Origin of the sequence: Egicoccus halophilus, from assembly GCF_004300825.1 — a bacterium.
Classification (GTDB): Bacteria; Actinomycetota; Nitriliruptoria; order Nitriliruptorales; family Nitriliruptoraceae; genus Egicoccus; species Egicoccus halophilus.
In genome coordinates, this window is sequence record NZ_CP036250.1 from 2,350,001 (window position 1) to 2,376,428 (window position 26,428).

Annotated in this window: 25 protein-coding genes (1 of these 25 only partly in view); 5 read left to right on the plus strand and 20 right to left on the minus strand. The window is 73.5% G+C overall.

All coding sequences use genetic code 11. The annotated features are described in order from the left end of the window. Positions 1–887 carry the 5' portion of a helix-hairpin-helix domain-containing protein gene (locus ELR47_RS10495; RefSeq protein WP_130649851.1) on the minus strand. It extends 967 nt beyond the left edge of the window, so the window shows 887 of its 1,854 coding nt (coding positions 1–887); it begins with the start codon at positions 885–887; its stop codon lies off the left edge, out of view. Between the two features lie 156 nt (positions 888–1,043). Here ELR47_RS10495 and ELR47_RS10500 point away from each other — a divergent pair, with 156 nt between their 5' ends. Next, on the plus strand, positions 1,044–1,661 hold the full coding sequence (locus ELR47_RS10500) for a hypothetical protein (protein WP_130649852.1): 618 nt from the start codon (positions 1,044–1,046) through the stop codon (positions 1,659–1,661). 28 nt (positions 1,662–1,689) lie between these two features. Here the strand turns inward: ELR47_RS10500 and argH are convergent, their stop codons facing one another. The 10 genes from argH to ELR47_RS10550 all read right to left on the minus strand — a co-directional run bounded on the left by argH (position 1,690) and on the right by ELR47_RS10550 (position 12,056). After that, positions 1,690–3,126: an argininosuccinate lyase gene (argH, locus tag ELR47_RS10505; RefSeq protein WP_130649853.1), complete on the minus strand. Its 1,437-nt coding sequence runs from the start codon at positions 3,124–3,126 to the stop codon at positions 1,690–1,692. Continuing rightward, a complete protein-coding gene (locus ELR47_RS10510; protein ID WP_130649854.1) occupies positions 3,123–4,343 on the minus strand; it encodes an argininosuccinate synthase in 1,221 nt (406 codons plus the stop codon). The genes argH and ELR47_RS10510 overlap by 4 nt, the downstream gene beginning before the upstream one ends. Positions 4,344–4,445: 102 nt before the next feature. After that, complete coding sequence (locus ELR47_RS10515; RefSeq protein WP_130649855.1) at positions 4,446–4,934, minus strand: arginine repressor; 489 nt, start codon at positions 4,932–4,934, stop codon at positions 4,446–4,448. 11 nt (positions 4,935–4,945) lie between these two features. After that, on the minus strand, positions 4,946–5,890 hold the full coding sequence (argF, locus tag ELR47_RS10520) for an ornithine carbamoyltransferase (RefSeq protein WP_130649856.1): 945 nt from the start codon (positions 5,888–5,890) through the stop codon (positions 4,946–4,948). A gap of 1 nt (position 5,891) precedes the next feature. Next, complete coding sequence (locus tag ELR47_RS10525; RefSeq protein ID WP_130649857.1) at positions 5,892–7,121, minus strand: acetylornithine transaminase; 1,230 nt, start codon at positions 7,119–7,121, stop codon at positions 5,892–5,894. After that, positions 7,118–8,041 (minus strand): acetylglutamate kinase, encoded by a 924-nt coding sequence (argB, locus tag ELR47_RS10530; RefSeq protein WP_130649858.1) that lies wholly within the window; start codon positions 8,039–8,041, stop codon positions 7,118–7,120. The genes ELR47_RS10525 and argB overlap by 4 nt, the downstream gene beginning before the upstream one ends. Before the next feature lie 53 nt (positions 8,042–8,094). Continuing rightward, complete coding sequence (argJ, locus tag ELR47_RS10535) at positions 8,095–9,312, minus strand: bifunctional glutamate N-acetyltransferase/amino-acid acetyltransferase ArgJ (RefSeq protein ID WP_205745194.1); 1,218 nt, start codon at positions 9,310–9,312, stop codon at positions 8,095–8,097. After that, positions 9,309–10,331: an N-acetyl-gamma-glutamyl-phosphate reductase gene (argC, locus tag ELR47_RS10540; RefSeq protein ID WP_130649859.1), complete on the minus strand. Its 1,023-nt coding sequence runs from the start codon at positions 10,329–10,331 to the stop codon at positions 9,309–9,311. Before argC ends, argJ begins: the two co-directional genes overlap by 4 nt. A gap of 88 nt (positions 10,332–10,419) precedes the next feature. Continuing rightward, the gene (gene arfB / locus ELR47_RS10545; RefSeq protein WP_130649860.1) at positions 10,420–10,842 is read right to left on the minus strand and encodes an alternative ribosome rescue aminoacyl-tRNA hydrolase ArfB; all 423 of its coding nucleotides are present in this window, start codon (positions 10,840–10,842) and stop codon (positions 10,420–10,422) included. 23 nt (positions 10,843–10,865) lie between these two features. Then, positions 10,866–12,056 (minus strand): RtcB family protein, encoded by a 1,191-nt coding sequence (locus ELR47_RS10550; RefSeq protein WP_205745195.1) that lies wholly within the window; start codon positions 12,054–12,056, stop codon positions 10,866–10,868. 35 nt (positions 12,057–12,091) lie between these two features. Between ELR47_RS10550 and ELR47_RS10555 the strand changes: the two genes are divergently transcribed. Beyond that, complete coding sequence (locus tag ELR47_RS10555; RefSeq protein WP_130649861.1) at positions 12,092–14,128, plus strand: S9 family peptidase; 2,037 nt, start codon at positions 12,092–12,094, stop codon at positions 14,126–14,128. 188 nt (positions 14,129–14,316) lie between these two features. Here ELR47_RS10555 and pheT read toward each other — a convergent pair whose 3' ends face one another. From pheT to ELR47_RS10595, 8 genes are all read right to left on the minus strand, one after another. Beyond that, positions 14,317–16,839 carry a phenylalanine--tRNA ligase subunit beta gene (gene pheT, locus ELR47_RS10560; RefSeq protein WP_130649862.1) on the minus strand — a complete coding sequence of 841 codons (2,523 nt, stop codon included), beginning with the start codon at positions 16,837–16,839 and terminating at the stop codon, positions 14,317–14,319. Positions 16,840–16,896: 57 nt separating this feature from the next. Further along, positions 16,897–17,940, minus strand: coding sequence for a phenylalanine--tRNA ligase subunit alpha (gene pheS / locus ELR47_RS10565; protein WP_130649863.1), 1,044 nt, complete (start codon positions 17,938–17,940; stop codon positions 16,897–16,899). A gap of 130 nt (positions 17,941–18,070) precedes the next feature. Then, a complete protein-coding gene (locus tag ELR47_RS10570; RefSeq protein WP_130649864.1) occupies positions 18,071–19,081 on the minus strand; it encodes a sensor histidine kinase in 1,011 nt (336 codons plus the stop codon). Positions 19,082–19,109: 28 nt separating this feature from the next. Next, positions 19,110–19,904, minus strand: coding sequence for a TrmH family RNA methyltransferase (locus ELR47_RS10575; protein WP_130649865.1), 795 nt, complete (start codon positions 19,902–19,904; stop codon positions 19,110–19,112). Between the two features lie 167 nt (positions 19,905–20,071). Next, positions 20,072–20,440, minus strand: a complete 369-nt coding sequence (gene rplT, locus ELR47_RS10580; RefSeq protein WP_130649866.1) for a 50S ribosomal protein L20 — start codon at positions 20,438–20,440, stop codon at positions 20,072–20,074. A 92-nt stretch (positions 20,441–20,532) separates the two neighbouring features. Continuing rightward, positions 20,533–20,727, minus strand: coding sequence for a 50S ribosomal protein L35 (gene rpmI, locus ELR47_RS10585; protein ID WP_130649867.1), 195 nt, complete (start codon positions 20,725–20,727; stop codon positions 20,533–20,535). Positions 20,728–20,823: 96 nt separating this feature from the next. Then, positions 20,824–21,555 carry a translation initiation factor IF-3 gene (infC, locus tag ELR47_RS10590; RefSeq protein WP_130649868.1) on the minus strand — a complete coding sequence of 244 codons (732 nt, stop codon included), beginning with the start codon at positions 21,553–21,555 and terminating at the stop codon, positions 20,824–20,826. 324 nt (positions 21,556–21,879) lie between these two features. Further along, a complete protein-coding gene (locus ELR47_RS10595; protein ID WP_130649869.1) occupies positions 21,880–22,365 on the minus strand; it encodes a DUF1844 domain-containing protein in 486 nt (161 codons plus the stop codon). A 158-nt stretch (positions 22,366–22,523) separates the two neighbouring features. Between ELR47_RS10595 and ELR47_RS10600 the strand changes: the two genes are divergently transcribed. From ELR47_RS10600 to ELR47_RS10610, 3 genes are all read left to right on the plus strand, one after another. Then, complete coding sequence (locus tag ELR47_RS10600) at positions 22,524–22,787, plus strand: phosphoribosyl-ATP diphosphatase (RefSeq protein WP_130649870.1); 264 nt, start codon at positions 22,524–22,526, stop codon at positions 22,785–22,787. A gap of 63 nt (positions 22,788–22,850) precedes the next feature. Then, entirely contained in the window at positions 22,851–23,699 is an 849-nt protein-coding gene (gene hisG, locus ELR47_RS10605) for an ATP phosphoribosyltransferase (RefSeq protein WP_130649871.1), read from the plus strand. A gap of 2 nt (positions 23,700–23,701) precedes the next feature. Next, on the plus strand, positions 23,702–24,235 hold the full coding sequence (locus ELR47_RS10610) for an NUDIX domain-containing protein (protein WP_165404000.1): 534 nt from the start codon (positions 23,702–23,704) through the stop codon (positions 24,233–24,235). Here ELR47_RS10610 and ELR47_RS10615 read toward each other — a convergent pair. Next, positions 24,214–26,421 (minus strand): HelD family protein, encoded by a 2,208-nt coding sequence (locus ELR47_RS10615; RefSeq protein ID WP_130649873.1) that lies wholly within the window; start codon positions 26,419–26,421, stop codon positions 24,214–24,216. The genes ELR47_RS10610 and ELR47_RS10615 overlap by 22 nt on opposite strands. Positions 26,422–26,428: the final 7 nt, after the last annotated feature.

The following is a 26,428-nucleotide window of genomic DNA, read 5'->3' on the forward strand; positions in this document are numbered from 1 at the left end:
TGCTCGTCCTCGGGCAACCGCGCCAGGGCGTACTCGTTGAGGGTCAGGCCGCGTCGCAGCGCTCGCTGGCGCAGTCGGATGTTGTGTGCCCGGGAACCGGTGAAGTACAGCAGCGCCGCACCGAAGCTCTCCGGCGGGACGACCCGCAGATCGACCTGCACGCCTTCGGAGGTCAACACCGACGTCTTCGTCGCGCCGGACCCGATCACCGAGGCGATCTCCCCGAGGCCGAGGAACGCCTCGGTCACCGTGGCCGGGTCCCGGGACGCGACCAGCACGTCCAGGTCACCGATCGTCTCCCGGAACCGGCGGACCGAGCCGGCGTAGGCCGCCTGCTCGACCGCGTCGAGCCGTTCGAGCGCCGCCACCAGCCGTTCCGCCAGCGGCTTGGCGACGTGCAGGGGCACGCGGGTCTGCTTCGAGGACAGCCCCAGCTGTTCGATGGCGCGCCGCAGGTTGTCGGCGGTCTTCTCCCCCAGGCCCGGCAACGCGGCGATCCGCCCGTCGTCGAGCGCGGCCCGCAGCGAGGGCAGGTCACGCACGCCGAGCAGTTCGTCGAGCAGGCCGATGGTCTTGGGCCCCAGGCCAGGCACCCGGAGCAGCTCCTGCTTGCCCACCGGGTGCCGCGCCCGCAGCTCCTCCAGCTTGCGGATCGAGCCGGTGTCGACGTACTCACGGATCTTGTCCGCGGTCGACCGGCCGATGCCCTTGAGCCCCGCCAGCTGACTCGCGCTCATCCGGGCCACCTCGCCCGTCTGCTGCTCGATCGACCGTTGGGCGTTCTGGTAGGCGCGGACCCGGAACGCCTGGGGACTGCCCTCGTCGATCTCGCTGAGGACCGCGAGCTCGCCCAGCACCCGCGCCACGTCGGCGTTGCTCGGCAGCACCGTGACCCTCCTTCAGCACCTGCGGATCGATCGCGAGCGCCCGACGTCGGCGGCTCGGTGGCTCGCCGCCCGAGCCTAGTGTGGTCGCGTCGTGTGCCACCGCGGCCGCCGGTCGGCGGCACGCGGGCGAGACCCCGACCGACGACGAGGTGCGACGTGAAGCTGTACGCGGATCCCGGCCCCCGGCTCGCCACCCAGGTGGCGGGAGACCTCGCGGCCCTGGCCTCGGTGGTGGTCACCGTCCGGGTGGCCACGCGCCTGCGGGAGCAAGTACTCGGCTTCGGCGTCGCGGCCGACCGTGTGCAGTCCTCCGGGGAGCGGGTCAGCAGCGGCGCCTCGGCCGCCGGCACGGCACTCACCGACCTCCCGCTGGTCGGCGGTGCGCTCTCGGCTCCCTTCGAGGTCGTCGCCGACGCCGGGCGCGACCTGGCCGCGGCGGGTTCCGAGGCCGGCGGCTCGCTCGACGGCCTGGCGGCGCTGTTGCCGGCGCTGCTCGTGGCCGTCGTCGTCGGCTACCTCGTCGCCCACTGGCTGCCCGCGCGGGTGGCCTGGGTCCGGGAGGTCGCCGAGGTCCAGCGGCTGGGGCACACCCCCGACGCCGATCGCCTCCTCGCCCATCGCGCGCTCGCGCGACGCCCGCTGCACGAACTGCGGCGCGACGGCGCCGACCCCGTCGCGGACCTCGCCGCGGGACACTGGACGTCCCTGGCCGACCTCGAACGCCGTGCGCTGGGCCTCACGAGTCGCCCGGACCGACGGCGACCGATCGGCTGAACCGTCGATCCGGGCGCTCGTGCTCCGCTCAACCGAGCGAGCGGTTGACCGCGACCGCCTCCCGCGCCCGGGCCAGCTGCGCCCGCACCGACGCGGTGGCGGTCCCGAGGCTGCTGTCGCGACGGTCCACGGCCCGACGCGGGTCGAGCAGGGCGGCGACCTCGGTGTCCAGTGCCGGATGCGCCGCGGCCAGCTCCCGTGGGTCGAGCCCGTCGAGGTCGACCCCGTGTGACTCGGCGCGCCGGACCACCTCGCCGACCACCTCGTGGGCCTCGCGGAAGGGCACCCCGCGACGGACCAGCTCCTCGGCGAGGTCCGTGGCCAGCGCGAACCCGCCGACGGAGGCCGCGGCGAGACGCTGCCGGTCGAACGTCAACGACGCGACCGTGCCGGTCATCGCCGGCAGCACCAGTCGTAGCGTGCCGACGGCGTCGAACACCGGCTCCTTGTCCTCCTGCAGGTCCCGGTCGTAGGCCATCGGCAGCCCCTTGACCGTGGTCAGCAGCGACACCAGTGCGCCGACGACCCGGCCGGCCTTGCCGCGGACCAGCTCGGCGACGTCCGGATTGCGCTTCTGCGGCATGATCGAGGACCCGGTCGAGAACGCGTCACCGACGGTGGCGAACCCGAACTCGGAGGTGGCCCAGAGCACGACCTCCTCCCCGAGCCGCGACAGGTGCACCGCCAGGATCGCGCACGCCGAGAGCACCTCGAGGGCGAAGTCCCGCGAGGCGACCGCATCCATCGAGTTCTCGGTCACCCGGGCGAACCCGAGGTGCTCGGCGTAGGCGGCCGGATCGAGGCCGAGCGTCGTGCCGGCCAGCGCCCCGGAGCCCAGCACGGAGGCGTCCAGCCGCTCGCGCGCGTCGCGCAATCGCCCGGCATCGCGGTCGAGCATCCACACGTAGGCCAGCAGGTGGTGCGAGAGCAGCACCGGTTGCCCCCGCTGCACGTGCGTGTAGCCGGGGGCCAGCCAGTCGAGGTGCGCCTCGGCCTGGTCCGCCAACGCCGCCTGCAGCGCCGCGACCAGCGACACCAGTTCGTCGCAGGCGTCACGGCACCACAGCCGCAGGTCGTTGGCGATCTGGTCGTTGCGGCTCCGTCCCGCCCGCAGCTTGCCGCCCAGCGGGCCGAGGTCCTCGACCAGCCAGCGCTCGATCGCGCCGTGGACGTCCTCGTCGGTGGGCAGGAAGGGGAACGCATCGCGGACGAACAACGCCGCACACCGGTCCAGTGCGTCGAGCATGCGCGCCAGCTCGTCGGCGTCGAGCACCCCGATGCGGTGCAGCTCGGCGGCGTGCGCCCGCGACCCGGCGAGGTCCTGTCGCCACAACGCCCGGTCGAACGCGGTCGAGACGCCGAGCCGCCACGCCGCCTCGTCGGGTCCGGTGGTGAACCGGCCGCCCCACAGGCGGCCGGCGTCCGTGGCGTCGGCGTCGTTCGGCCCGGTGCGATCGGGGCTCACAGGCGGTCGCCCTGCTGGGTGGCCCGGGCGGCCCAGGTCTTGAGCGGCAGACCCCACAGCTTGACGAACCCCTCGGCCAGCGACTGGTCGAACTGGTCCTCGGCGTCGTAGGTGGCCATCTCGTACTGGTAGAGCCCCGAGTCGGCGCTGCGCCGCCCGACGACCGTGGCGTGACCCTTGAACAGCTCCAGGCGCACCTCGCCGTTGACGTACCGGTTGGCCTCGTCCATGAACGCGTCGAGCGCCTTCTTCAGCGGCCCCCACCACAGGCCGTTGTAGATCAGCTGCGCGTAGCGGCCCTCCTCGGAGCGCTTGTGCTCGGCGAGCTCCTGCTCGAGACACAGGTCCTCGAGGTCGCGGTGGGCGGTGAGCAGCGCGATCGCGCCGGGGCACTCGTAGATCTCGCGGCTCTTGATCCCGACGAGCCGGTCCTCGATCATGTCGATGCGTCCGACCCCGTGCGCTCCGGCGCGGGCGTCGAGCTGCGCCACCAGCTCGGCCAGGGGCAGCCGCTCGCCGTCGAGAGTGACGGGCACGCCGTGCTCGAAGGCGACGACGAGCTCCTCGGGCGCGTCGGGCGCGTCCTTGACGCTGACGGTGCGCTCGAAGACGTCCTCGGGCGGCGCGGCCCACGGGTCCTCGAGGATGCCGCACTCGGCGGTGCGGCCCCAGGCGTTCTCGTCGATGGAGTACGGCGAGCTCTTCGACTTCACCGGGATCGGGATCCCACGCTCGTTGGCCCAGTCGATCGCGGCGTCGCGCGTGAGACCCCACTCACGGATCGGCGCGATGGTGTCGAGGTCGGGAGCCAGGCACATCGTGCCGACCTCGAAGCGGACCTGGTCGTTGCCCTTGCCCGTGCAGCCGTGGGCGACGCCGGCGGCGCCGGTCTCGCGGGCGACCCGGACGAGGTGCTTGACGATCAGGGGGCGTGACAGGGCGGACACGAGCGGGTACTTGCCCATGTACATCGCGTTGGCCTTCAGGGCCGGCTGGATGAACTCGGTCGCGAACTCGTCGCGGGCGTCGACGACGACCGACTCGACCGCGCCGCAGTCCAGGCCGCGCTGACGGATCTCGTCGAGGTCGTCGACCCCCTGGCCGACGTCGACCGCACAGGCGACGACCTCGACGTCCTTGTGCTCGCGCATCCACTGGATGGCGACGGAGGTGTCGAGCCCGCCGGAGTAGGCGAGGACGATCCGGGGCTTGCTCATGGTGGCTCCTACGGGGTGGCGGTCGGGAGGTCGAGCGATGCGGATGCGGGTCCGGCTGGCTGGCCGGCAGGTCGGGGCGGGGTGGCTGGCCGGCGCCAGCGGTCAGGCCGGGGAGTGCTCCCCGGTCGGTGTCAGGCCGGCACGTCGGCGCAGCTGTGCGGCCAGTTCGGTGCCCGGCAGCGTCTCTGCGGCGACCACCAGCACGGTGTCGTCGCCGGAGACGGTCGCCAGGACCCCGTCGAGCTCCGCCAGGTCGATGGCCGAGGCGACCGGGTGGGCACAGGCCGGCGGCGTGCGCAGGACGGCGAGGTTGCCGCTGGAGGCCACCGACACCACGAACTGTCGCAGGGTCTCGTCGAGGCGGCCGCGCGCCGAGCCGGGGCCGGGGTCGACCGCCAGCCGGTAGACGAGGGCGCCGTCGGCGCCACGCACCTTGATCGCGCCGAGCTCGTCGAGGTCGCGGCTGACGGTGGCCTGGTGGGCGTCGAGCCCGCGGTCGGCCAGGGCCGCCCGCACCTCGGCCTGGGAACCGAGGTCGGTCGAGGTGATCAGTTCGCGCAGCAGCTGCTGCCGTCGTCGCTTGTCGGCCATGTGCGCGCTCCTCAGGCCAGCAGGCCGGCGAGCAGCGCCTTCTGGGCGTGCAACCGGTTCTCGGCCTGGTCGAACACCCGTGAGGCGGGTCCGTCGATGACCTCGGCGGTGACCTCCTCGCCGCGGTGGGCCGGCAGGCAGTGCAGGAAGACCGCGTCGGTGGCGGCGTGCGCCAGCAGCTGTTCGGTGACGCGGTAGGGCACGAACCGTGCGGCCCGCTCCGCGGCCTCGGCCTCCTGCCCCATCGAGGCCCACACGTCGGTGTAGACCGCGTCGGCGCCGGCGACGGCCGCGACGGGATCGGTGGTGACCTCGATGGTCGCGCCGGTGTCGGCGGCCAGCTGCCGGGCGCGCGTGACGATCCCGGCGTCGGGGGCGTGCCCCTCGGGGTGACCGACGCGCACGGACAGGCCGACCTTGGCGCCCGCGAGCAGCAGGGAGTGCGCCACGTTGTTGCCGTCGCCGACGTACGCCAGTGCGCGGCCGTGGAAGTCGCCGTGGGCCTCACGGAAGGTCTGCAGGTCGGCGACCGCCTGGCACGGGTGCTCGAGGTCGGTCAGGGCGTTGACCACCGGGATGCTCGCGCCGTCGGCGAGCTCCTCGAGGCGCTGCTGGGCGAAGGTGCGCACCACGATCGCGTGGACGTAGCGGGAGAGCACCGCCCCGGTGTCGGCGACCGTCTCGCCGCGGCCGAGCTGGAGCTCCGCCGACGACAACGGCAGCGGCTGGCCACCGAGCTCGGTGACCGCCACCTGGAACGACACCCGGGTGCGCGTCGAGGGCTTCTCGAACAGCAGGGCGACGGTGCGCCCGCGCAGCGCCCCGTGGGCCAGGTCGGAGTCCGCGGCCAGCCGCTCGCCCCGGTCGGCCTTGAGCCGGTCCGCGACGTCGAGCACCTGGAGCAACTGCTCGGCCGACAGGTCGTCGATGGAGAGCAGGTCGTCGGGAAAGGGCATGTCAGACCTCCTGGATCGCGGACGGCTCGGCGACGGCCGCGAGCGCCTCGGCCAGCACCTTGAGCGCCTGGTCGAGTTCCTGCCGGCTGACCGTGAGCGGCGGGGCGAGGCGGACGACGTCGGGCGCGACGGCGTTGACGACCAGCAGCCGCTCACCACAGGCGGCCTCGACCGCCGCGGCCACCGGGGCGTCGAGTTCGAGCCCGAGCAGCAGCCCCCGGCCACGGACCCCGCTGGCGTACGGGGTCGTTCCGACCAGTGCCTCGAGTCCCTGGCGCAGCCGACGCGCCCGGGTGCGGGCGGCGGGCAGGATCCCGTCCGTCGTGATCGTGTCGATCACGGCGTTGGCCGCGGCGCAGGTGACCGGGTTACCGCCGAAGGTGGTGCCGTGCTCGCCCGTGCCCAGCGCGTCGGCGGCAGCCCCCCGTGCGACGCACGCCCCGATCGGCAGGCCGTTGGCCAGTGCCTTGGCCATCGTCACCACGTCGGGAACCACCGGGGTGTCCTGGAACGCGAACCACGGGCCGGTGCGGCCGATCCCGGTCTGGACCTCGTCCACGATCAGCAGCGCCCCGACGGCGTCACAGGCCTCGCGGGCGGCCGCCAGCACCTCCTCGGCGACCGGGCGGACGCCGCCCTCGCCCTGCACGACCTCGAGCAGGACGGCGCAGGTGTCCTGCGTGACCGCGCGGCGCAACGCTGCGACGTCGTCGTACGGGACGTGGTCGACGAAGCCGGCCAGTGGCGCGAACGGCAGGTGCTTGGCCGGCTGCCCGGTCGCCTCGAGGGTCGCCAACGTGCGGCCGTGGAAGGAGCCCTCGAGGGTCACGATCCGGGTCTTGTCGGCGTGCTGACGCTTGCCGTGTCGACGGGCGAGCTTGATCGCGGCCTCGTTGGCGGTCGCGCCGCACTGGGCGAAGAAGACCTTCGCGTCGTCCCACGCGAGGATGCGGCTCAACCGCTCGGCCAGCGCCACCGCCGGCTCGGTGACGAACAGGTTCGAGGTGTGCACCAGCGCGCCGGCCTGCTCGGCGACGGCAGCCGTCACGGCCGGGTGGGCGTGGCCGAGGTTGGTCACCCCCAGGCCGCACAGGAAGTCGAGGTGGACGCGCCCCTCGAGGTCGAACAGCGCCGTCCCCTTGCCACGGACGAACGCCGCCCTCGGTGCCGGGTAGGTCGCCATCAGGTGCGCGGCGGCCCGCTCGGTCAACTGCTGACTGGGGGTGCTCACGACGGTCCTCCGGCGGTGATCATGGTCCCGACGCCCTCGTCGGTGAAGATCTCGATCAGCACCGCGTGCAGGACGCGGCCGTCGAGGATGTGTGCCTGCGGCACGCCCTCGCCGATGGCGCGCACGATGGAGCGGACCTTGGGCCGCATGCCCTCGTGCAGCTCGCCGGCGTCGAGCATCCCCTGGAGGCCGTCGGCCGACACCTCGCTCATCAGGCTCTGTCGTTCGGGGTCGCCGAAGTCCTGGTAGAGGCCTTCCACGTCGGTGAGGTAGACCAGCTTCGAGGCACCGAGCGCGGCCGCGATCGCCCCGGCGGCGAGGTCGGCGTTGACGTTGCGTTCGTGCCCGTCCGCGTCCCGGCCCACGGTGGCGACCACCGGCAGGAACCCGTCACCGAGCAACTCGTCGAGGTAGCCGGTGTCGACCCGCTCGACCTCGCCCACCAGCCCGAGGTCCTCGCCCTGCGGACCGACGGCCGGTCGCACCTGCAGCAGCCCGGCGTCGGTCCCGGCGACGCCGACCGCCGGCGCACCGGCGGCCTGCACCAGGCCGACCAGCTCCGGATTGACCTGGCCGAGCAACGACATGCGCACGACGTCCATCATGGCCTCGTCGGTGACACGCAGGCCGCCGACGAAGGCGGACGAGACCCCGAGCTGCCCGGCCAGTGCACTGATCTGCGGACCGCCGCCGTGGACGATCACCGGGCGCAGACCCACGAACTGCAGCAGCGCCACGTCGGCGGCGAACGAACGCTTGAGCTCGTCGTCCACCATCGCGTTGCCGCCGTACTTGATGACGACCGTCTGTCCGTGGAAACGGGTGATCCACGGCAGGGCCTCGCGCAGCACGGCGGCCTTGCCCTGTGCGGCGACGACCCGCTCGTGGGCGGGACCGGTCTCGGTGGTCGGGCTGGTCATGGTCGGCTCTCTCGAGGGCACGGGGACGACCGGCGGGCCGGCGCGCTGCCGCGTCAGGTGGTGTACTCGGCGTTGAACCGCACGTACTCGGGCGTGAGGTCACACGTCAGGACGGTCGCGGCCGCGTCGCCGCTACCGAGGTCGACCTCGATCGACACCTCGGGTTGCTGCATGGCCACCGCGGCCTGACCGCGGTCGAACGTGGCGGCCACCCCGAACCGGCACACCGTGATCCCGCCGCAACGGACGCTGACCCGCCGGGGGTCGAAGTCGACCCTCGCGTTGCCCATCGCCATCAGGATGCGGCCCCAGTTCGGGTCGGCCCCGTGCAGTGCGGCGCGGACCAGCAGGGAGGTGGCGACCGCGCGCGCCAGCGTCTCCGCATCCGCCTCGGTGGCGGCCTGACGGACCGTCACCGCGGCGACCCGGGTCGCGCCCTCGCCGTCGCTCACCACCGCGTGGGCCAGGTCGGCACACACCGCGGCGACGCCGCGAGCGAGGGTGTCGAGCCCGGGAGGACGGGCGGCGGCGCCGCTGGCCAGCAGGGCGACCGTGTCGCTGGTGGACCCGTCACCGTCGACGCTGATGCGGTTGAACGTCCGGGAGACCGCCGCACGCAGCAGCTGACGTCCGACCGGACCGCTCAGCGGCGCGTCGGTGGTGACCACGACCAGCAGGGTCGCCATGGCGGGTTCGATCATCCCCACGCCCTTGGCCATCCCGCCGACGACGCAGCTGCCCTGCTCGTCGCTGACCCGGTAGGCGACCTGCTTGGTGCGCGTGTCGGTGGTCAGCATGGCGTGCGCCGCAGCGTCCCCACCGTCGCGGGTGAGACCTGCGGCCAGCGCGGGCAGCGCGGCCTCGATCCGTTGCACGGGCAGCGGGACGCCGATGACCCCGGTCGACATCACCAGCACGTCCTGCGACAGCAGCCCCAGCTGCTCCGCGGTCGCGTCGGCCAGCCGCTGCGCGTGCGCCTCACCCTCGGGGGTGCACACGTTGGCGTTGCCGGCGTTGATCACGATCGCCTGCGCCCGACCGTTGGCGACGTGCCGGTCGGTGAGGTGGCAGGCCGGCGCCTTGACGAGGTTGGTGGTCGTGACCGCGGCCGCACCGGCCGGCACGTCGGCCACCACCAGGGCCAGGTCCGGCCGACCGGAGGCCTTCACGCCGCTGGCCACGCCGCCCGCCCGGAAGCCGTCGGCGGCCGTCGCCCCACCGGGCACGGGCGTCAGCCCGGAGCGGTCCTGCGGACCCCAGTCGCCGATCACGGGTACATCCCGATCGCGCTCAGTCCGGTCGTCTCCTCGAAGCCCAGCAACAGGTTCGCGTTCTGCACCGCCTGGCCCGCGGCGCCCTTGCCGAGATTGTCCGTCACGGCGACGACGGTCACCCGGCCGGTCCGCGGATCGACCACCGCGGACAGCTGGCAGGCGTTGGAGCCGACCACCGCCTTGACGACCGGGAAGCGGCCCGGCTCGAGGACGTGCACGAACGGCTCGTCGGCGTAGGCCTCACGCAGCGCCTGCTGGACGTCGTCGGCCGCCACGTCCTCGCGCAGGCCGGCGTAGCTGGTGGTCAACAGCCCGCGCGCGATCGGCAGCAGGTGCGGCGTGAAGCTGACCGGGCCGAGGTCGCTGCCCGCCGCAGCCAGCTGCGCCTCGATCTCACCGGTGTGCCGATGACCCGGGGCGCCGTACGCCGTCAGGCTGTTCGCGACGTGTGTGGCGTGCAGCGCGTCCTTGGCGGCCCGCCCGGCGCCCGAGGTGCCCGACTTGCCGTCCACCACCACGCTGCCGGGGACGAGCAGGGGCGCCAGCGGCAGCAGCCCGAGCAGGACGGTGGTCACGTAACAGCCCGGGTTGGCGACCAGCGTCGCGCCCGCGACCGCCGCGCGGTTGCGCTCCGGCAGTCCGTACACGGCCGGGGCGAGGTCGGGGCGCGGGTGGGCCTCGCCGTACCAGGTCGCGAACGCCTCCGCATCGAGCCGGAACGCCCCCGACAGGTCGACCGTGCGGGTCCCCGCGTCGTGCAGGGCCGCGCCGAGCTCGAGCGAGGCCCCGTGCGGCGTGGAGAGCAGCACGAGGTCGAGGGAGGACAGCCGATCGAGGTCGACCGCGTCGAACACCCGGTCACCGGGCAGGTTGGGGAACAGCGTCGACACGGGCTGTCCCGCCTGCGAGTGCGCGGCGACGACCACCACCTCGGCAGAGGGATGCCCGGCGAGCAGCCGCAGCAGCTCGACCCCTCCGTAACCGGAGGCACCGACGATGCCGATCGAGGCAGTCATGACCGTCCTGGGATCGCGAACCGCCATCGTGCACGATTATGCAGAATTCTGCAAACTGGTGCGGCTCGCCGGTGTCGGGTGCCGCCGGTCAGGACTCCGGGGGCTTGCGCAGCCGCTTGGTCTCGCTGCGCTGCTTCTTGGCCTTCAGACGACGTTCCTTCGACGCCCGCGTCCGCCGCGTCGGCCGGCGCACCTTGGGAGGCTCCAGCGCCTCGCCGACCACCGCCCGGAAGCGGGCGAACGCCGCCGTCCGGTTCTGGTGCTGGCTGCGGTGCTCCGACGCCTGCAGGATCAACACCCCGTCGGCGGTGATGCGGTGCGCGAGCCGCTCCATCACCCGGGCGCGCTGCGCCTCCGACAGCGACGGCGAGGTGGCCACCGGCCAACGCAGCTCCACCTTGGAGTCGGTCGTGTTCACCCCCTGCCCACCCGGCCCCGAGGCCCGCGACACGCGCACGTCGAACTCCGCCTCCGGGACGGAGACGCCGCGACGCAGTCGGATGTCGGCCATGGCGACGAGCCTAGGGGCCGAGCTCAGGTGATGCCGCGCCGGTTCCCCTTCTCCACGCCCTTGTAGTTCACCACCGTCGTCAGCCGGTGCACCACCTCGACCAGGTCATGCTGGTCGGCCATCACCGTGTCGAGGTCCTTGTACGCCCCGGGGATCTCGTCGACCAATGCCGCCGCGTCCCGCTGCAACCACGTCCGGCCCGCCATCGCCCGCTCGAGGTCCTCGGGACTGAAGGTCCGGCGGGCCTGGTTGCGCGACATCATCCGCCCCGCCCCGTGCGCCGCCGACTGGTAGCTGGCCGGATTGCCCAGCCCACGCACGATGTAGGAACCGGTCCCCATCGACCCCGGCACCACCCCCAGTTCCCCCGCCCGGGCCGAGATGGCGCCCTTGCGCGTGATCCACAGCTCCCGACCGTCGTGGACCTCGCGTCGGGCGTAGTTGTGATGGTTGTTGATCGTCCGCACCAGATCGAACGGCGCCTGCGACGCGAGCTCCCCCAGCGCCACCGTCATCATCCGCTGTCGCGACCCGAAGGCGTACGCCTGGGCCCACGCGAGATCCCGGACGTACGCCGCGAACGCCGGCGTGCCCTGCACCAGATAGGCCAGGTCCGGGTCGGGCAGCGAGACCATCGCCTCGCGCATCAGCGACCGCGCCCGGTCGATGTGCCGCATCGCCAGGGTGTTGCCCGCCCCGCGCGAACCGGAGTGCAGCATCAACCACACCGTGTCGCGCTCGTCGGTGCACAGTTCGAGGAAGTGGTTGCCCGAGCCCAACGTCCCGAACTGGCGGGGAGCCCGCTCCCGCAGACGGGTGTCGCTCGCCACCCCTGCCGGCACCCCGTGCTCGGCGACGAACGCGGCCCACGCGGGATCGTCGTCCGCGTGCCAGTACCCCAGACCCGCCGGGATCCGCGACGCCCAACCCGACAGCAGTCCCTCGAGGTCGTCGGGCAACTGCTCGGCCTGCAGCGTGGTCTCCGCAGCGATCACCCCACAGCCGATGTCCACCCCGACGGCCGACGGGATGATCGCCTCGCGCGTCGGGATCACCGACCCGATCGTGCAGCCCATCCCCCAGTGCGCGTCCGGCATCAACGCCACGTGACCGTCGATCGCGGCCACCGTCGCCGTCCGCAGTGCCTGCTCGCGCGCCTTGGCGTCCAGCATCGACGCCCAGCTGAGCACCCCGTCACCGAGCGTCTCGGGCACGGCGACCTCCTTCCCCGCTCACTAGCCTCCGACCCATGACTATCCCATTCGACCTCGACACGTTCCTGCGCCAACCCCGGCTGTCCGGGCTGGCCCTCTCCCCCGACGGCCGCCGGCTCGTCGTCGGCGTCGCCACCGAGGCGCCCGACCAGCGCCGCTACCGCACCTCCCTGTGGCTGATCGACCCTGACGGCCGGCAGCCGCCGCGCCAGCTCACCCGCTCGGCCCCCGGCGAGTCCGGGGCCGCGTTCGCTCCCGACGGCACCCTGCTGTTCCTCTCCGCGCGCCCCGATCCCGACGCCACCGCCGACGACGAACCACCTGCCGCGTTGTGGGCGCTGCCCGCCGGGGGCGGCGAAGCCCGGCTCGTACTCGCCCCGCCAGGGGGTGTCCGTGGCCTCGAGATCGCCCGCGACACCGGCGACCTCGTCGTCCACGCCAGCCTGCACCCCCGTGCCGACACCTTCGACGCCGACCGCGAACAGGCCACGGCGCGAACCGACGCGGGCGTCACCGCCCAACTGTTCGACGACTACCCCATCCGCCACTGGGACGCCTACCTCGGGCCCCGCGAACCGGCCCGCTGGTACCTCCCCGCCGCCGCCGTCGCCGACGCGACCGGCGAGGACGGCCCCGACCCGGCCGCCCCGCGACTGCTCGCCCGCGGCAGCACCCTGCACAACGCCGAGGGTCAGCTCACCCCCGACGGGCGCACCTACGTCACCACCTGGCGGCGCGCCGGCGAGTCGCCCTCCCGCCGCTCCCCCGCCGACCTCGTCACCGACCTCGTCGCCATCGACGTCCACACCGGTGAGCGGCGCACGCTCGTCGCCGACGGCCGCTCGTGGTCGGCACCTCGGATCTCCCACGACGGCACCCGGTTGGTCTGCCAGACCACCGACCTCGGCGCCCCCGACCGCGCCGCCGACAGCGGTCTCGCCCTCGTCGACCTCGCCGACGGGAGCGTGACCCCGCTGGCCGACGAGCTCGACCTGTGGCCCACACCGGTCCAGTGGCTGCCCGACGACCGCGCCGTGCTCGTCGAGACCGACGACCACGGGCACCGCCGGGTCCTGCGCATCGAGGTCGCCGACGGCACGGTCACCCGTCTGACCGCCGCCGGCGCCCACACCGACGCCGTCCTCGCCGACGACGGCCGACACTGGTACGCGCTGCGCAGCGATCCCGGCACCGCCCCGCAGGTCGTCCGCCACGCGACCGACGGCGCCGACCAGACACCCACGGTGCTGCCCTCCCCCGCCGGTGACCAACCCGCCGTCCGCCTCGAACGCCTGCCGGCCACCGCCGACGACGGCACCGAGGTCGGCTCCTGGCTCGTGCTCCCCGAGGACCGCGACGAGCCGGCCCCACTGGTCGTGTTCATCCACGGCGGTCCGCTCGGGTCCTGGAACAGCTGGTCCTGGCGCTGGTGCCCCGCCGTGCTGGCAGCCGCCGGCTACGCCGTCCTGCTCCCCGACCCGGCCCTGTCCACCGGCTACGGCCGCGACTTCGTCCAGCGCGGATGGGGCCGCTGGAGCGAGGCTCCCTACACCGACCTGCTCGCCGCCGTCGACGCCGCCGAGGCCCACACGGCCGTCGACGGCAGCCGTACCGCCGCGATGGGCGGCTCGTTCGGCGGCTACATGGCCAACTGGGTCGCCGGCCACACCGACCGCTTCTCCGCGATCGTCACCCATGCCTCGCTGTGGAACCTCGAGGGCTTCCACGGCACCACCGACATGGGACTGTTCTGGGAGCGCGAGTTCGGTGATCCCTACGCCACCGACCGGGCCCGCTACCGCGAACACTCGCCGCAACGGCACGTCGGGAACATCCGCACGCCCATGCTCGTCATCCACGGCGAACTCGACTACCGGGTCCCCATCTCCGAGGGACTCACCCTGTGGACCGACCTCGCGCGCCACGGGGTCGACGCCCGCTTCCTGCACTTCCCCGACGAGAACCACTGGATCCTCAAGCCACAGAACGCCCGGCTGTGGTACCAGACGGTGCTCGCCTTCCTCGACGAACACGTCCACGGCACGGACTTCGCCCGACCCGACCTGCTCTGAACCTCATCGGGTCGCCGCCGCCTTCCGACCAGGCGCGGGCCGGTGCTGCCGCCGCTGACCGTTCTGTTCGGCACGCCATCAGAGACCCGGGCCGGTGCTGCCGCCGCTGACCGTTCTCCCGCACCACCGTCCGGGTGCCGCCGCCCCCGTCGACGAGGAAGCGGCGGCGACCCGATTCGACGAGGAGGTCAGCGGCGCAGGGTGGCGCCGACGGCGTCGGCCTCGGCGGCGATCGCGTCGATGACGGCCTTCTCGTCGGCATCGGTCAGCTGCCGATCGGGCGACTGCAGTCGCACGCGGATCGCGACGCTGCGCCGGCCCGGGCCCACCTGCTCGCCCCGGTACTCGTCGAACCACCACAGCCCGTCGAGCAGATCACCCGCTCCGGCACGGACCGCGGCCTCGAGCGTCGCGTAGGGCACGTCCTCGTCGGCGACGAGCGCGACGTCGAGGCTCATGGCGGGGTGCCGGACGAGCGTGCGTGCCGCCACGGGGGCATGCCCGTCGCGCGGAACGGCGCGCAGCAGCGGCTCCAGCAGCAACTCGGCGACCACGACCGGCTCCGGCAGGTCGCGGCGGTCCGCCTCCTGGGGATGGAGCTGCCCGGCGAAACCGATCTCGACCGCGTCGGCATCCGGCGTGGGACGCAGCAGCAGGGCCGCCGAGCGTCCGGGGTGGAAGCCGTCGCGATCCACGGGCCGGCGTTCCAGGGTCCACGTCACCGACGGCGGGGCCGCACGTCGCACCATCTCGTCGAGGACGGCGAGCAGGTCGTACACGCTCCAGCGATCCTCGGGGTCGAGGTGCTCGTGTCCCAGCCGCAGCCCTTGCGCCGCCAGCGCGACCGTGCGGGGCTGGATCGGCAACGCGCTGCCGTCGGGGGCCTTCCAGCGCCAGCTGCCACCGGCCGCGATCACTTCGAAGGCGTCGAGGACGTCGGCGAGCTCGTCGTCGACGGGCCGGAACAGGCGCCCGAACTCGACCAGCGCAGTTCCCGGACGCCCCTGGCCGGTGTTCCGACGCAGTGCGACCAACAACCCCTCGACCAGGGACGGGCGCATCGAGGAGGCATCCTTGGCCAGCGGGTTGCTGAGTTCGACGCGCCCCGCTGTCGGCACGACCCCGCTCAACGCCTCCCCACCGACGAACGGGCGGGTGATGGCCTCGGAGAGGCCGGCGGCGAGCGCCACCGCGCGCAGCTCCGCCTCCAGCCGCTGCGCCGCGGACCGGCCCCCCACGATCGTGACCTTCGGCAGCGTGGCCGGGATGCGCTCGTAGCCGTGCAGCCGCGCCACCTCCTCGGCGACGTCGGCCTCGCGCTGCAGGTCGCCACGCCACGTCGGCGCGGTCACCTCGAGCAGATCGCCGTCGGGCCGGACGGAGCTGCCGCTGCGCGTGAGCAGCTGCGTCTGCTGTTCGGCGTCGAGTTCGTCGACCGCGAGCAGACGGCGGATGCGGGCAGGATCGACCGTGATCGTGGACCGGCCGGTCCAGTCGGCCTCGCGGCGGACGGTGTCGGTCCCGACCGCGCGGGCGCCCGTCAGCTCGGTCAGCAGCTGGACGGCCCGGGCGACCCCGCGGGCGGCGCCCTCGGGGTCCACGCGCCGTTCGAAGCGTTGGCTCGCCTCGGACACCAGGTTCAGTCGCCGCGACGTGCGACGGATGCGGGCGGGATCCCAGACGGCGCCCTCGAGCAGGACACGGGTGGTCTCGGCGACGACCTCCGTGCTGGCGCCTCCCATGACCCCGGCGAGACTGACGGGACCGTCGGCGTCGTCGATCACGACGTCGCCGACGACCAGTTCGCGCTCCTGGTCGTCGAGGGTGACGAGCCGGTCGCCCTCACGGGCGTCGCGGACCACCAGCCGCGGGCCGGCGATCCGATCGAGGTCGAAGGCGTGCAGGGGCTGGCCGAGCTCGAGCATCACGTAGTTGGTGACGTCGACGACCACGTCGATGGAACGGACGCCGCACTGACCGAGTCGCTGCCGCAGCCAGGGCGGCGAGGGCTGGACGTGCACGTCCTCGAGCGTCCAGGTCACGAACCGCTCACAGGCGTCGGTCTGGAGCTCCACGGGGATCGTCGGCGTGTCCAGCGCCGCGGGGACGCCCTCGGGCTCGCGCCAGCTCGTGCCGAGGATGGCGGCGAGGTCGCGCGCGACGCCGAGGACCGACAGGTGGTCCCCGCGGTCGGGCTGCACCGCCACCTCGATGACCGGTTCGCCGAGGGGCAGCAGGTCGAGCAGGTCGGTGCCGAGGGGCGTGTGCTCCGGCAGCAGCAGGATGCCCTCGTGCTCGTCGGACAACTGCAACTCACGCGCGGACGCCAGCATCCCGTTGGAGACCACGCCGCGGATCGCACGCGCCTCCATCGTCATGCCGGACGACCCCTCGGGGCCCCCCGTCCCGGGGATGGACGCCCCGGGCACGGCGTGCGCGACCACGTCACCGACGTCGAAGTTCGCGGCGCCACAGACCAGTTCGATCTCGCCGTCACCCCCCTCGCCGGTGACCCGGACCACGCGCAGCCGGTCGGCATCCGGGTGTGGCTGCCAGTGCAGGACCCGGGCGGTGCGCACGCCGGCGGTGCCGGCTCCTGGCGTCTCGACGGACTCGACCTCGAGGCCGTTGAGGCTCATCACCTCGACGAGTTCCTCGACCGACAGGTCGACGTCGACGAACGTGCGCAGCCACGAGAGCGGGAGTTTCACGGGATCTCCACGGGCGGGATGGGGAGCGGTGTCGCGTGGGGGCGGGCGTCAGTGCGCTCAGAAGTGGGTGAGGAAGCGGGCGTCGGCGTCGTAGAAGTCGCGGATGTCGCGGACCCCGTGGCGCAGCATGGCCACCCGCTCGACACCGATGCCGAACGCGAAGCCCGAGACCTGCGACGGGTCGTAGCCGCAGGCGCTCAGCACGTTGGGGTCGACCATGCCGGCGCCCAGGATCTCGATCCACCCGGTCCCCGAGCACACGCGGCAGTCGGGGTCGCCGGCACGCCCGTCGGCCGCGCCGCAGAACCCGCAGGCGACGTCCACCTCGGCGCTCGGTTCCGTGAACGGGAAGAACGACGGTCGCAGACGGATCTCGCGATCGGCACCGAAGAGCGCCCGGGAGAACGCGAGGAGGGTGCCGCGCAGGTCAGCCATCGAGACGTCCTCGGCGACGAGCAGTCCCTCGACCTGCGTGAACACCGGCGAGTGCGTCGCGTCCACGCTGTCGGCCCGATAGACGCGACCCGGACACACGACCGCGACCGGCGGCGCCTGGGTGGTCATCGTGCGGGCCTGGACGGCGGACGTCTGCGTTCGCAGCACGACGTCGTCGGCGCCGGCGACGTAGATGGTGTCCTGCTCCTGACGCGCCGGGTGGTCGGGTGGGGTGTTGAGCAGGTCGAAGTTGAAGGCGCCGGCCTCGACCTCGGGGCCCTCGGCGACGCGGTAGCCCAGACCGACGAACACGTCGACGATCTCCTGTTCGACCGAGGTCAACAGGTGCGGCCGGCCCGGCGCGAGCCGGCGTGGCGGCAGGCTGAGATCGAGCCGCTCGGACTCGAGTCGCTGCCGCAGCGCCGCGCTGCCGAGCTCCTCGCGGCGGGCGTCGAAGGCGGCCTGGAAGCGGTCGCGGAAGGCATTGAGCTGTTGGCCGAGCTCCTTGCGCCCCTCCGGGGTGAGGTCCCGCATCGACTTCTGGATGCCGGCGAGCGCGGACTTCTTGCCCGTGAAGCGCACGCGGACCTCGTCGAGGTCCTCGAGTCGCTCGGCGTCCGCGATCGCCGCGAGGGCGTCCGCCTGCAGGGTGGTCAGTTCGGTCACGTTCTTCCCTCGGCCCGTCTCGGCAGGGCAGGCGGGACAGGGTAGACGCCCGGTCCGCCTGCCACGGACGCCGGCCCCGCCTGCCAGGGACGCCGGCCCGCCCACCACGGCGCCCGACGGGCGCGCTGCGTCAGCCCGGGGGCAGCTGCACGTGGAAGGTGGCGCCGTCCTGGCGGTCGACGTCGAGCCAGACGCGGCCGCCGTGGGCCTCGACCAGCCCGCGGGTGATGTAGAGCCCGAGCCCCGTGCCGGCCCGCCGGTTGTCGCGTCCGCGGCCGAACTTGCGGAACACCAGCCGGCGTTCCTCCGCCGGGATGCCCCCGCCGTCGTCGGCGACGGCGACGTGCACGCCCCGGTCGGCGGCGTGGTCGACGTCGATGCGCACCTGGCTCTCGGGGGCGTAGGCCAGGGCGTTCTCGAGCAGGTTGACCAGCACCTGCTCGACCTTGTCCGGATCGGCCAGCACGCGCGGCAGACCCTCGGCCACGACCAGCCGCAGGTCGCGCCCCTCACCGGGACCGGACACCGCGAGCTTGTCCACCACCTGTCGGGCGAGTTGGCCCACGTCGACCGGCTGCCGTTGCAGTTGCACCCGTCCGGCGTCGATCCGCGACACGTCGAGCAGTTCGCCGAGCAGCCGTGTGACCCGGTCGGCGTCGGCGTCGACGGTCTCGAGCATGGCCCGCTTCTGCGCGTCGGAGAACCGGTCCCAACGCGCGAGCAGCGTGCGGGTGAATCCCTTGACGCTGGTGAGCGGCGAGCGGATCTCGTGCGACACCGTCGCGACGACGTCGCCCTGCACGGCGTCGAGCGCCTCGCGCCGACCGGCGCTGCGCAACGTGACGACGAGCCCGTCGGCGTGCCAGCGCCCGGCGACCGCGACCGGCCGGCGGCGCCCGCCGACGTCGAGGTGGAGCACCCGCTCGGGCAGCCGGTCCCCGACCTGCGGCCGCCACTGACCCAGAACACACTGCACGCCCGCGTCGTCGCGCAGGTCGAGGACCTCCCCCAGGGGCTTGCCCACGACGTCCCGGCCGTCGAGCAGGACCCGTGCCCGGTCGTTGGCGACCTGCACGATCCCGTCCTCGTCCACGACGATCACGGCCTCCGGCAGGAGGTCGAGAGCGTCGAACGGGTCCATGACTAGCCTTGACGTGCGCGGGGCCACCCTACCGGGGGGTCGACGGATGCGGTGGAGCGTGCACGGCGCGGGCCGCCGCGTAGATGGCGATCGCGGCCGCGGCGGCGACGTTGAGCGACTCGGCCCGACCCCAGCGTGGGATGGCGACCACGTCGTCGAGCCGTGCGGCGGCCGTGTCGGGCAGGCCATGGGCCTCGTTGCCGAGCACGAGGGCCAGTGGGACGGCGGCCTCGGAGAGGTCGAACACCGAACGCGGTCCGGCGGCGTCCAGGCCGAGCAGCGGCTGACCGGAGGTGCGGCAGGCGGCCGCGACCTCGTCGAGCGCGACGTCGGTGACCAGCGGCAGGTGGTAGGTGGAGCCGACCGCGGCCCGCACGGCCTTGGGGCCGAACGGGTCGACGCTGCCGGCGGTGAACACGACGGCGTCCGCACCGGCCGCGTCGGCCGTACGCAGGATGGTGCCGGCGTTGCCCGGATCGGCGATCTCGTGCAGCACGACCAGCACCCCGTGCCCGACGACCTCGTCGAGCGCCGCCGTCGCCGTCCGCGCCACCGCCACGACGCCCTGCGGGGTGGCCGCGTCGGCGAGACGCTCCAGCACGTGGTCCTCGACGAGGTGGAGGGCGACGCCGTCGGACACGGCCAGCTCGTCGACGAGTCGGCGGGTGACGAACACCTCCTCGACGACCCCGGCGGCGAGCGCCTCACCCACGGCGTTGGGCCCCTCGACGAGGTGACGTCCGGTCGTGCGACGCTCCCGTCGGCGGGTGAGCGCGGCGGCGTCGCGCACGCGGGGATTGCGGACCGACGTGATCGGTTCCACGACACTCCTCCGGGACGGCGGTCGAGCAGCGCGCGCCCCCTCGTCAGCCGACGACGGATCCCGCACGACACCCGCGGCCAGGGACGCGACGAGCGCCGGCGCGGTCGCGCGCCGGCGCTCGTTCGGGCGGTTCGGATCCGCGCCAGGCACGGACCCGACGATGCGGCTCAGGCCGCCTCGGACTCGAGGGCGGTACGGGCCGAGGTGACCAGCGCCGCGAAGGCGGCCTGGTCGTTGACGGCCAGGTCGGCGAGGTTCTTGCGGTCGACCTCGATGCCGGCCAGCTTCAGCCCGTGCATCAGGCGGCTGTAGCTCAGCCCCTCCTGACGGGCCGCGGCGTTGATACGGGCGATCCACAGCTTGCGGAAGTCGCCCTTGCGCGCACGGCGGTCGCGGTAGGCGTAGCGCTCGGCGTGGTAGACGGCCTCCTTGGCCACCCGGAACCGGCGGCTGCGGGCACCGCGGAAGCCCTTCGCGCGGTCCATGACCGCCTTGTGGCTCTTCTTGGCGTGAACGCCACCCTTGACGCGTGCCATGGGGGGTCCTCCTCGTGCTCGAGGACGTCGGGGGTCGCCGACGTCGGGGAATCAGGTCGTGGGTCGCGACGCGGGACGCGTCGCACGCGGCTCTACTGGTTGAGGAGGCGCTTGATGTTCTTCGCCGGCTTCCCGGTGATCTCGGTCTCACCGGAGAGCCGGCGCTTGCGGCGGGCGCTCTTCTTCTCGAGCAGGTGGGCGCGGTTCTTCTGCGAGACCATGACCTTGCCGTTGCGGGTCACGCGGAAACGCTTCTTGGTGCCGCTGTGCGTCTTCTGCTTCGGCATCTGGGAACTGCCTTCGTCGGGGCGCGCGGACGCGCGTCGGGGCGTACGGGAGTTGCCGGACGGTGCGGGGTGCCACCGTCCGGCCACGACGGACGGTCAGGCCGGTGCGTCCGCGGAGCCGTCCCGCCCGGCGGGCTCACCGGTCGCGGCGGGCTCACCGGCAGTGGCGGGCGGCTCACCGGCGGTGCGCGCCGGCTTCTCGGCCTTCGGGGGCTTGGGCTTGACCGGGGCGAGGACCATGACCATGTTGCGGCCGTCGACCTTCGGACTCGCCTCGACGGTCGCCAACTCGCTCATGTCCTCGGCGAGACGGTCGAGCAGTCGCAGGCCGAGCTCCGTGTGGCTCATCTCGCGACCACGGAACATGATCGAGGCACGGACCTTGGAGCCGTCGAGCAGGAAGCGCCGGACGTGCCCGGACTTCGTGCCGTAGTCGTTGTCGGAGATCTTGGGGCGCATCTTGATCTCCTTGACGGAGATCTGGTTCTGCCGCTTGCGCGCCTCCTTCTCCTTCTGCTCCTGCTCGTACTTGTTCTTGCCGAAGTCCATGATGCGGCACACCGGCGGGTCGGCCTGGGGTGCCACCTCCACGAGATCGAGCTCCTGCTCCCGCGCGCGGCGCAGGGCCTGCGCGAGGGGCACGATCCCGATCTGCGTCCCGTCGGCGTCCACGAGACGGACGCGGGGAACCTTGATCTCGGCGTTCAGCCGCTGCTGCTGCTCGTTGATGCTGCTGCCTCCTCGAGACGTCGACGCACCGCCACCTGCGGTGCACCGGGCTGCCGGACGGCCGGGTCGTCGCGGACGGTGCGTCGGGCACGGCCACAACGACGAAACGGCGACCCGTCGGGCCGCCGCTCAGGAACGTCGTCGACCGACCTCCGAACGACATGGATCGCGACGTACGTCGACGACCACGCCGTCACCAGAGGTGCGGCTCGGACGGACCCGAACAGGTCTGGCCTGGCGGGTGGGCGGTCCGTCGTTCCCCGGTGGACCGGACGAGCCGGACCGGACGGCGGAGCGCCACTTGATCTGAAATTGTGCACGACCACGTGCGGTCGCAGGCTTCGAGCCTACCACCTCGACCGCGGGCGCGTCGAGCGCACGTCGTCGGCCCCGCGCATCGGCGTGGCCGACCGCCGCGCGGGGTCAGCGACCCGGCACCCACAGTCGCGACGCCGCCGACCCGGGCCCACCCGTTGGTGGGGTCGAGGCGCCACCGCTCGGCGGGGTCTGCTGGCCGCCCGACGCGCCACCGGTGTCCGTCGCGTCACCGTCCTGCGGCGCGGCGAGGTCACCCTCCTCGACGTGGCCCTGCGCACCGGCCTGGGTGACCTCCCGCTCCGCCTCGACCTGCGCCAGGCGCAGCTGCTCGAGCGCCTGATCGAGCTGCGAGGTCAGGTCCTCGGGCAGTCGACCGCGGACCTGCTCGGTCAGACCACCGACGAGGTCGATCAGCAGCCGGCCGTCCTGCCGGCCGAGCTTGACCTGGGCCGCGTTGAGCAGCGCCGAGGCGACCTCGGCGACGACCTGCTCGACGGGGGCGACACGCAGCTGGCCGAGATAGGCGCGGACCTCCTCCTCGGAAGGCTGTTGACCGGCGGCCTGGGACGGATCGAACGGGACGTCGCTCACGCGGCGCTCCTGACGGGTCGAGGACGATGGATGGCTCGTGGACGAGCACGTCGCTGCGAGCCTACCGGCGTCGGTCGCACCGGTCCGGGCCCGGGCTCCCCTAGGCTGCACCTTCGAGCCCCGCGTCTCGCGTCCCGTCCGTCAGGCCCACCACTGCCGTGAAGACCTTCGAGCAACTCTTCGACGAGCTCGCCGCCAAGGCCGAGAACCGCCCCGCGGGCTCCCGCACGGTCGCCGAACTCGACGCCGGCGTGCACGCCATCGGCAAGAAGATCGTCGAGGAGGCGGCCGAGGTGTGGATGGCGGCCGAGCACGAGACCGACGAGCGCACCGCCGAAGAGGTCTCGCAGCTGCTCTACCACCTGCAGGTGCTGCTGCTGGCCCGCGGACTGACGCTCGACGACGTCTACCGCCACCTGTAGGGCGCCCCCCACGCCACCCGACGAGTCCTGCCCGACGCGTCCTGTCCGACGAGGTCCCACCCGATGCTGCGTGTCGCCGTCCCCAACAAGGGTTCGCTGTCCGAACCCGCCGTCGAGATGCTGCGTGAGGCGGGCTACCGCCAGCGTGCCGCCCGACACGAGCTCGTGCTGGTCGATGCCGACAACGACACCGAGTTCTTCTTCCTGCGGCCGCGCGACATCGCCACCTATGTCGGTGCCGGCCAGCTCGACGTCGGCATCACCGGCCGTGACCTGCTGCTCGACGGCCACAGCGACGCCGAGGAACTGCTGCCGCTGGGCTTCGCCCGCTCCACGTTCCACTACGCGACCGTTCCGGGCACGGCGGCGTCCGTCGACGACTTCGCCGGCAAGCGCATCGCGACCAGCTATCCCGGCATCGTGCGTCGCGACCTCGACGCGCGGGGCATCGAGGCGGAGGTGATCCGCCTCGACGGTGCCGTGGAGACGGCGGTCCGGCTCGGGGTGGCCGACATCGTCGCCGACGTGGTGGAGACCGGCGCGACCCTGCGCCAGGCCGGCCTCGAGGTCCTCGGCGAGGCGATCCTGCACTCCGAGGCGGTGCTGGTCCGTGACGCCCGCGGCGGTCCGCCCAGCCCGCAGGTCGAACAGCTCGCGCGGCGACTCAACGGCGTCATCATCGCCCGTCAGTACGTCATGATCGACTACGACGTCCGGGTGGAGGCGGTCGACGACGCCTGTGCGCTCACGCCGGGGATCGAGTCGCCCACCGTCTCGCCCCTGCACGACAAGGGATGGGTCGCCGTGCGCGCCATGGTCGAGCGCAAGCAGACCAACCGCATCATGGACGAGCTGTGGGAGCTCGGCGCCCGCGGGATCCTGGTCACCGACATCCTCGCCTGCCGGCTGTAGTCGTGGCGCGCTCCGGCCACGTCGCCGAACTGCGGGCCCTGGTGGGCACGCGCCGGCTGCTGCTGCCCTCGGTGGGCACGGCGGTGTTCGACCGCGACCGGCTGCTGCTGGTCCGCCACGCCGACGGCAGCCACGACTGGGGCCTGCCCGGTGGGGCGATCGAGCCGGGCGAGCGACCCGCCGACGCGGCGGTGCGCGAGGTCCACGAGGAGACGGGACTGCACGTCGAGCTCCGCGCGCTGGCCGGCGTGCTCGGCGGCGCCGGCCGGGAGATCGCGTACGACAACGGGGACGTGACCGCCTACGTGACCAGCGTGTTCACCGCGACGGCACGCGACCCGGCGGCGCTGCGCGTCGACCCGCGCGAACTCGTCGAGGCGGCCTGGTTCGCACCCGGGGAGCTGGCACGGCTGTCGCTGCCGGCGTCCGCCGCGGAGGCGGTCGCCGCCGCCGTGGCGGTCCACGTCGACGGCGCCCCGGCGAGCTTCGCCCCGGCCACCTGGGACCCGCCCGGTCAGGCGCGGACCGACGCGTAGCGCTCCTCGCCCGGCACGGGCGCGTCGGGGGCGGCCACGACCGCCAACGACCGGGTCGCGCGCGTGACGGCCACGTACAGCTGGTGCAGGCCGACCGCCGACGCCTCGGCGATGCGGTCGGGCGCGACCACCACGACGTCGTCGAACTCGAGCCCCTTGACGGTGCGCGCGTCGAGCACCCGCACCCGCTCCCGCCGTTCGTCCTCCGCCTCGGCCCCCTCGAGGGTCGAGGTCAGCTCGGGCAGCAACTCGGGTGGACCGATCAGCACGACCGTGCCGTCGGCCCGTGCGGCCGCGTCGAGGGCCGTCCCGACCGCGACACCGACGAGGTCGTCGGTGCGGTGCAGCGTGGGCCGGTGACCGCTCTCGCGAACCGCGCGCGGGACGGCGTCGGGGTCGTGGTCGGCGGCCTCGAGCACGGCACGGGCCACCTCGACGATCTCCGCCGGGGTGCGGTAGTTGACCGACAGCGACTGCACGGCGACCTGCCGGCGGCCGATGAGGCGCGCCACGGCGTCCCAGTCCCGTGGTTCGGCCACGCGGCTGCGCTGGGCCAGGTCCCCCACCACCGTCCACGAGGCGTACGGGCCCCGGCGGGCCACCATCCGCCACTGCATCGGGGTGAGGTCCTGCGCCTCGTCGACCACGACGTGGGCGAAGTCCCGGTAGTCGTCGGCCTCGACGTCGGCGGGCGCGACCGCCGCCGGACCGGGGTCGCCCGTGACACGCAGGCCGGGGTCCCGGTCCCGTGGCGACTCGGTGCTCGCCTCGGGAACACGGCCGAGCACCGCACGGACCTCGTCGAGCAGTGCCACGTCGTCGAGCGTCCAGCCCTCCGCCTGCTGCCAGGCGTCGTGCAACCGCCCGCGTGCCTCGGCGCCGAGCAGGTCACCGGCGAGGCGGTCGAGATCCACCCGGCCGGACGCCAGCCGCGCCAGCACGTCGGCGGGGTCGAGCTCGGGCCAGAAGCATCGCCGCAGCATCGTGACCTGCGCGGCCTCCTCCAGCGCCTGGTCGAAGCCCGTGCCGGATCGCTCCTCGGGCGGACGGGCTCCCGCGGCGCGACGCGCGCCCCGCCACGCCTTCCACAACGCCGCGCGCAGCGCGTCGTCGGCCGCCGCCGCGCGAGCGTGGTAGGTGGTCACGTCCCGGTCGGAGGAGACCCGCCCGAGCAGGCGCCGACGCAGCCCGGCCAGCGTGCGTCCGTCGAGCCGGGCCGTCGTGCCCTCGAAGCTGAACCGGGTGGCGGGGGGCAGCGGCGGCACGGCCGCGGCGACCGCGCGACGGCACACCTCGATCATGGCGAGATCGCCCTTGACCGCCGCGACGTCGGGTTCGTCCCAACCGGTGACCCGCACCCCGCGCGGGGCGAAACCGTCCAGGGCCCGTTGGACCGCCCGGTCCTCGCCCAGCGAGGGCAGCACCCGCGCCGTGTACTCGGTGAACGCCTGCGAGGGCCCCACCACCAGGATGCCGCGGCCCTCGAAGCGGTCGCGGTCGCCGTAGAGCAGGTAGGCGACCCGGTGCAGTGCGACGACCGTCTTGCCGGTCCCCGGGCCGCCGGTCACCACCAGCGTCCCGGTCGCGGGCGAGCGGATGATCCGGTCCTGGTCGGCCTGGATCGTGGCGACGATGTCACGCATGTGGGCGGTGCGGTGCCGCGACAGGGCGGCGAGCAGCGCTCCCTGACCGGTGACCGACGACAGCCCGAGTTCCTCGGCCGCATCGGCGTCGAGCAGTTCGTCGTCGAGGTCGCGCACGGTGCGGCCCCGGGTGACCAGGGTGCGGCGGCGCACGACGTCCATCGGCGTCGCCGGGGTGGCCTGGTAGAAGGCCGCCGACGCGGGCGCGCGCCAGTCGACGAGCAGCACGTCGCCGGACTCGTCGACCACGGAGATCCGCCCGACGTGCAGGTCGTCCCCGTCACGCAGGTCGAGGCGCCCGAACGCGAGCGACTCGACGTCCCCGAAGGTGTAGCGTGCCGCCCGCGTGGCGTGGTGATGGGCGGTGACGTCGCGTTCGAAGCGGGCCTGGAAGGTCGAACCGGAACGGTCGGCGGCCGCCTCGGCCGCGCGGGCGTCGGCGCGCTCACGCAGGTGCTCGACGCGGTCGTGGACCCGGTGCAGGTGGTCCTGCTCGGCCTCGAGGGCGGCACGCTTGGCACCGGCGCCCGGTTCGGTCGTCACGGTGTCG

Bases quoted from the DNA above. Each gene is read 5' to 3' on its own strand.
- arfB (WP_130649860.1), bottom strand. From the start codon at position 10,842: ATGGCCGACATCCGACTGCGTCGCGGCGTCTCCGTCCCGGAGGCGGAG.
- rpmI (WP_130649867.1), bottom strand. From the start codon at position 20,727: ATGCCGAAGCAGAAGACGCACAGCGGCACCAAGAAGCGTTTCCGCGTG.
- ELR47_RS10555 (WP_130649861.1), top strand. From the start codon at position 12,092: ATGACTATCCCATTCGACCTCGACACGTTCCTGCGCCAACCCCGGCTG.
- hisG (WP_130649871.1), top strand. From the start codon at position 22,851: ATGCTGCGTGTCGCCGTCCCCAACAAGGGTTCGCTGTCCGAACCCGCC.
- argC (WP_130649859.1), bottom strand. From the start codon at position 10,331: ATGACTGCCTCGATCGGCATCGTCGGTGCCTCCGGTTACGGAGGGGTC.
- rplT (WP_130649866.1), bottom strand. From the start codon at position 20,440: ATGGCACGCGTCAAGGGTGGCGTTCACGCCAAGAAGAGCCACAAGGCG.
- argB (WP_130649858.1), bottom strand. From the start codon at position 8,041: ATGACCAGCCCGACCACCGAGACCGGTCCCGCCCACGAGCGGGTCGTC.
- ELR47_RS10510 (WP_130649854.1), bottom strand. From the start codon at position 4,343: ATGAGCAAGCCCCGGATCGTCCTCGCCTACTCCGGCGGGCTCGACACC.
- argF (WP_130649856.1), bottom strand. From the start codon at position 5,890: ATGCCCTTTCCCGACGACCTGCTCTCCATCGACGACCTGTCGGCCGAG.
- ELR47_RS10515 (WP_130649855.1), bottom strand. From the start codon at position 4,934: ATGGCCGACAAGCGACGACGGCAGCAGCTGCTGCGCGAACTGATCACC.
- ELR47_RS10570 (WP_130649864.1), bottom strand. From the start codon at position 19,081: ATGGACCCGTTCGACGCTCTCGACCTCCTGCCGGAGGCCGTGATCGTC.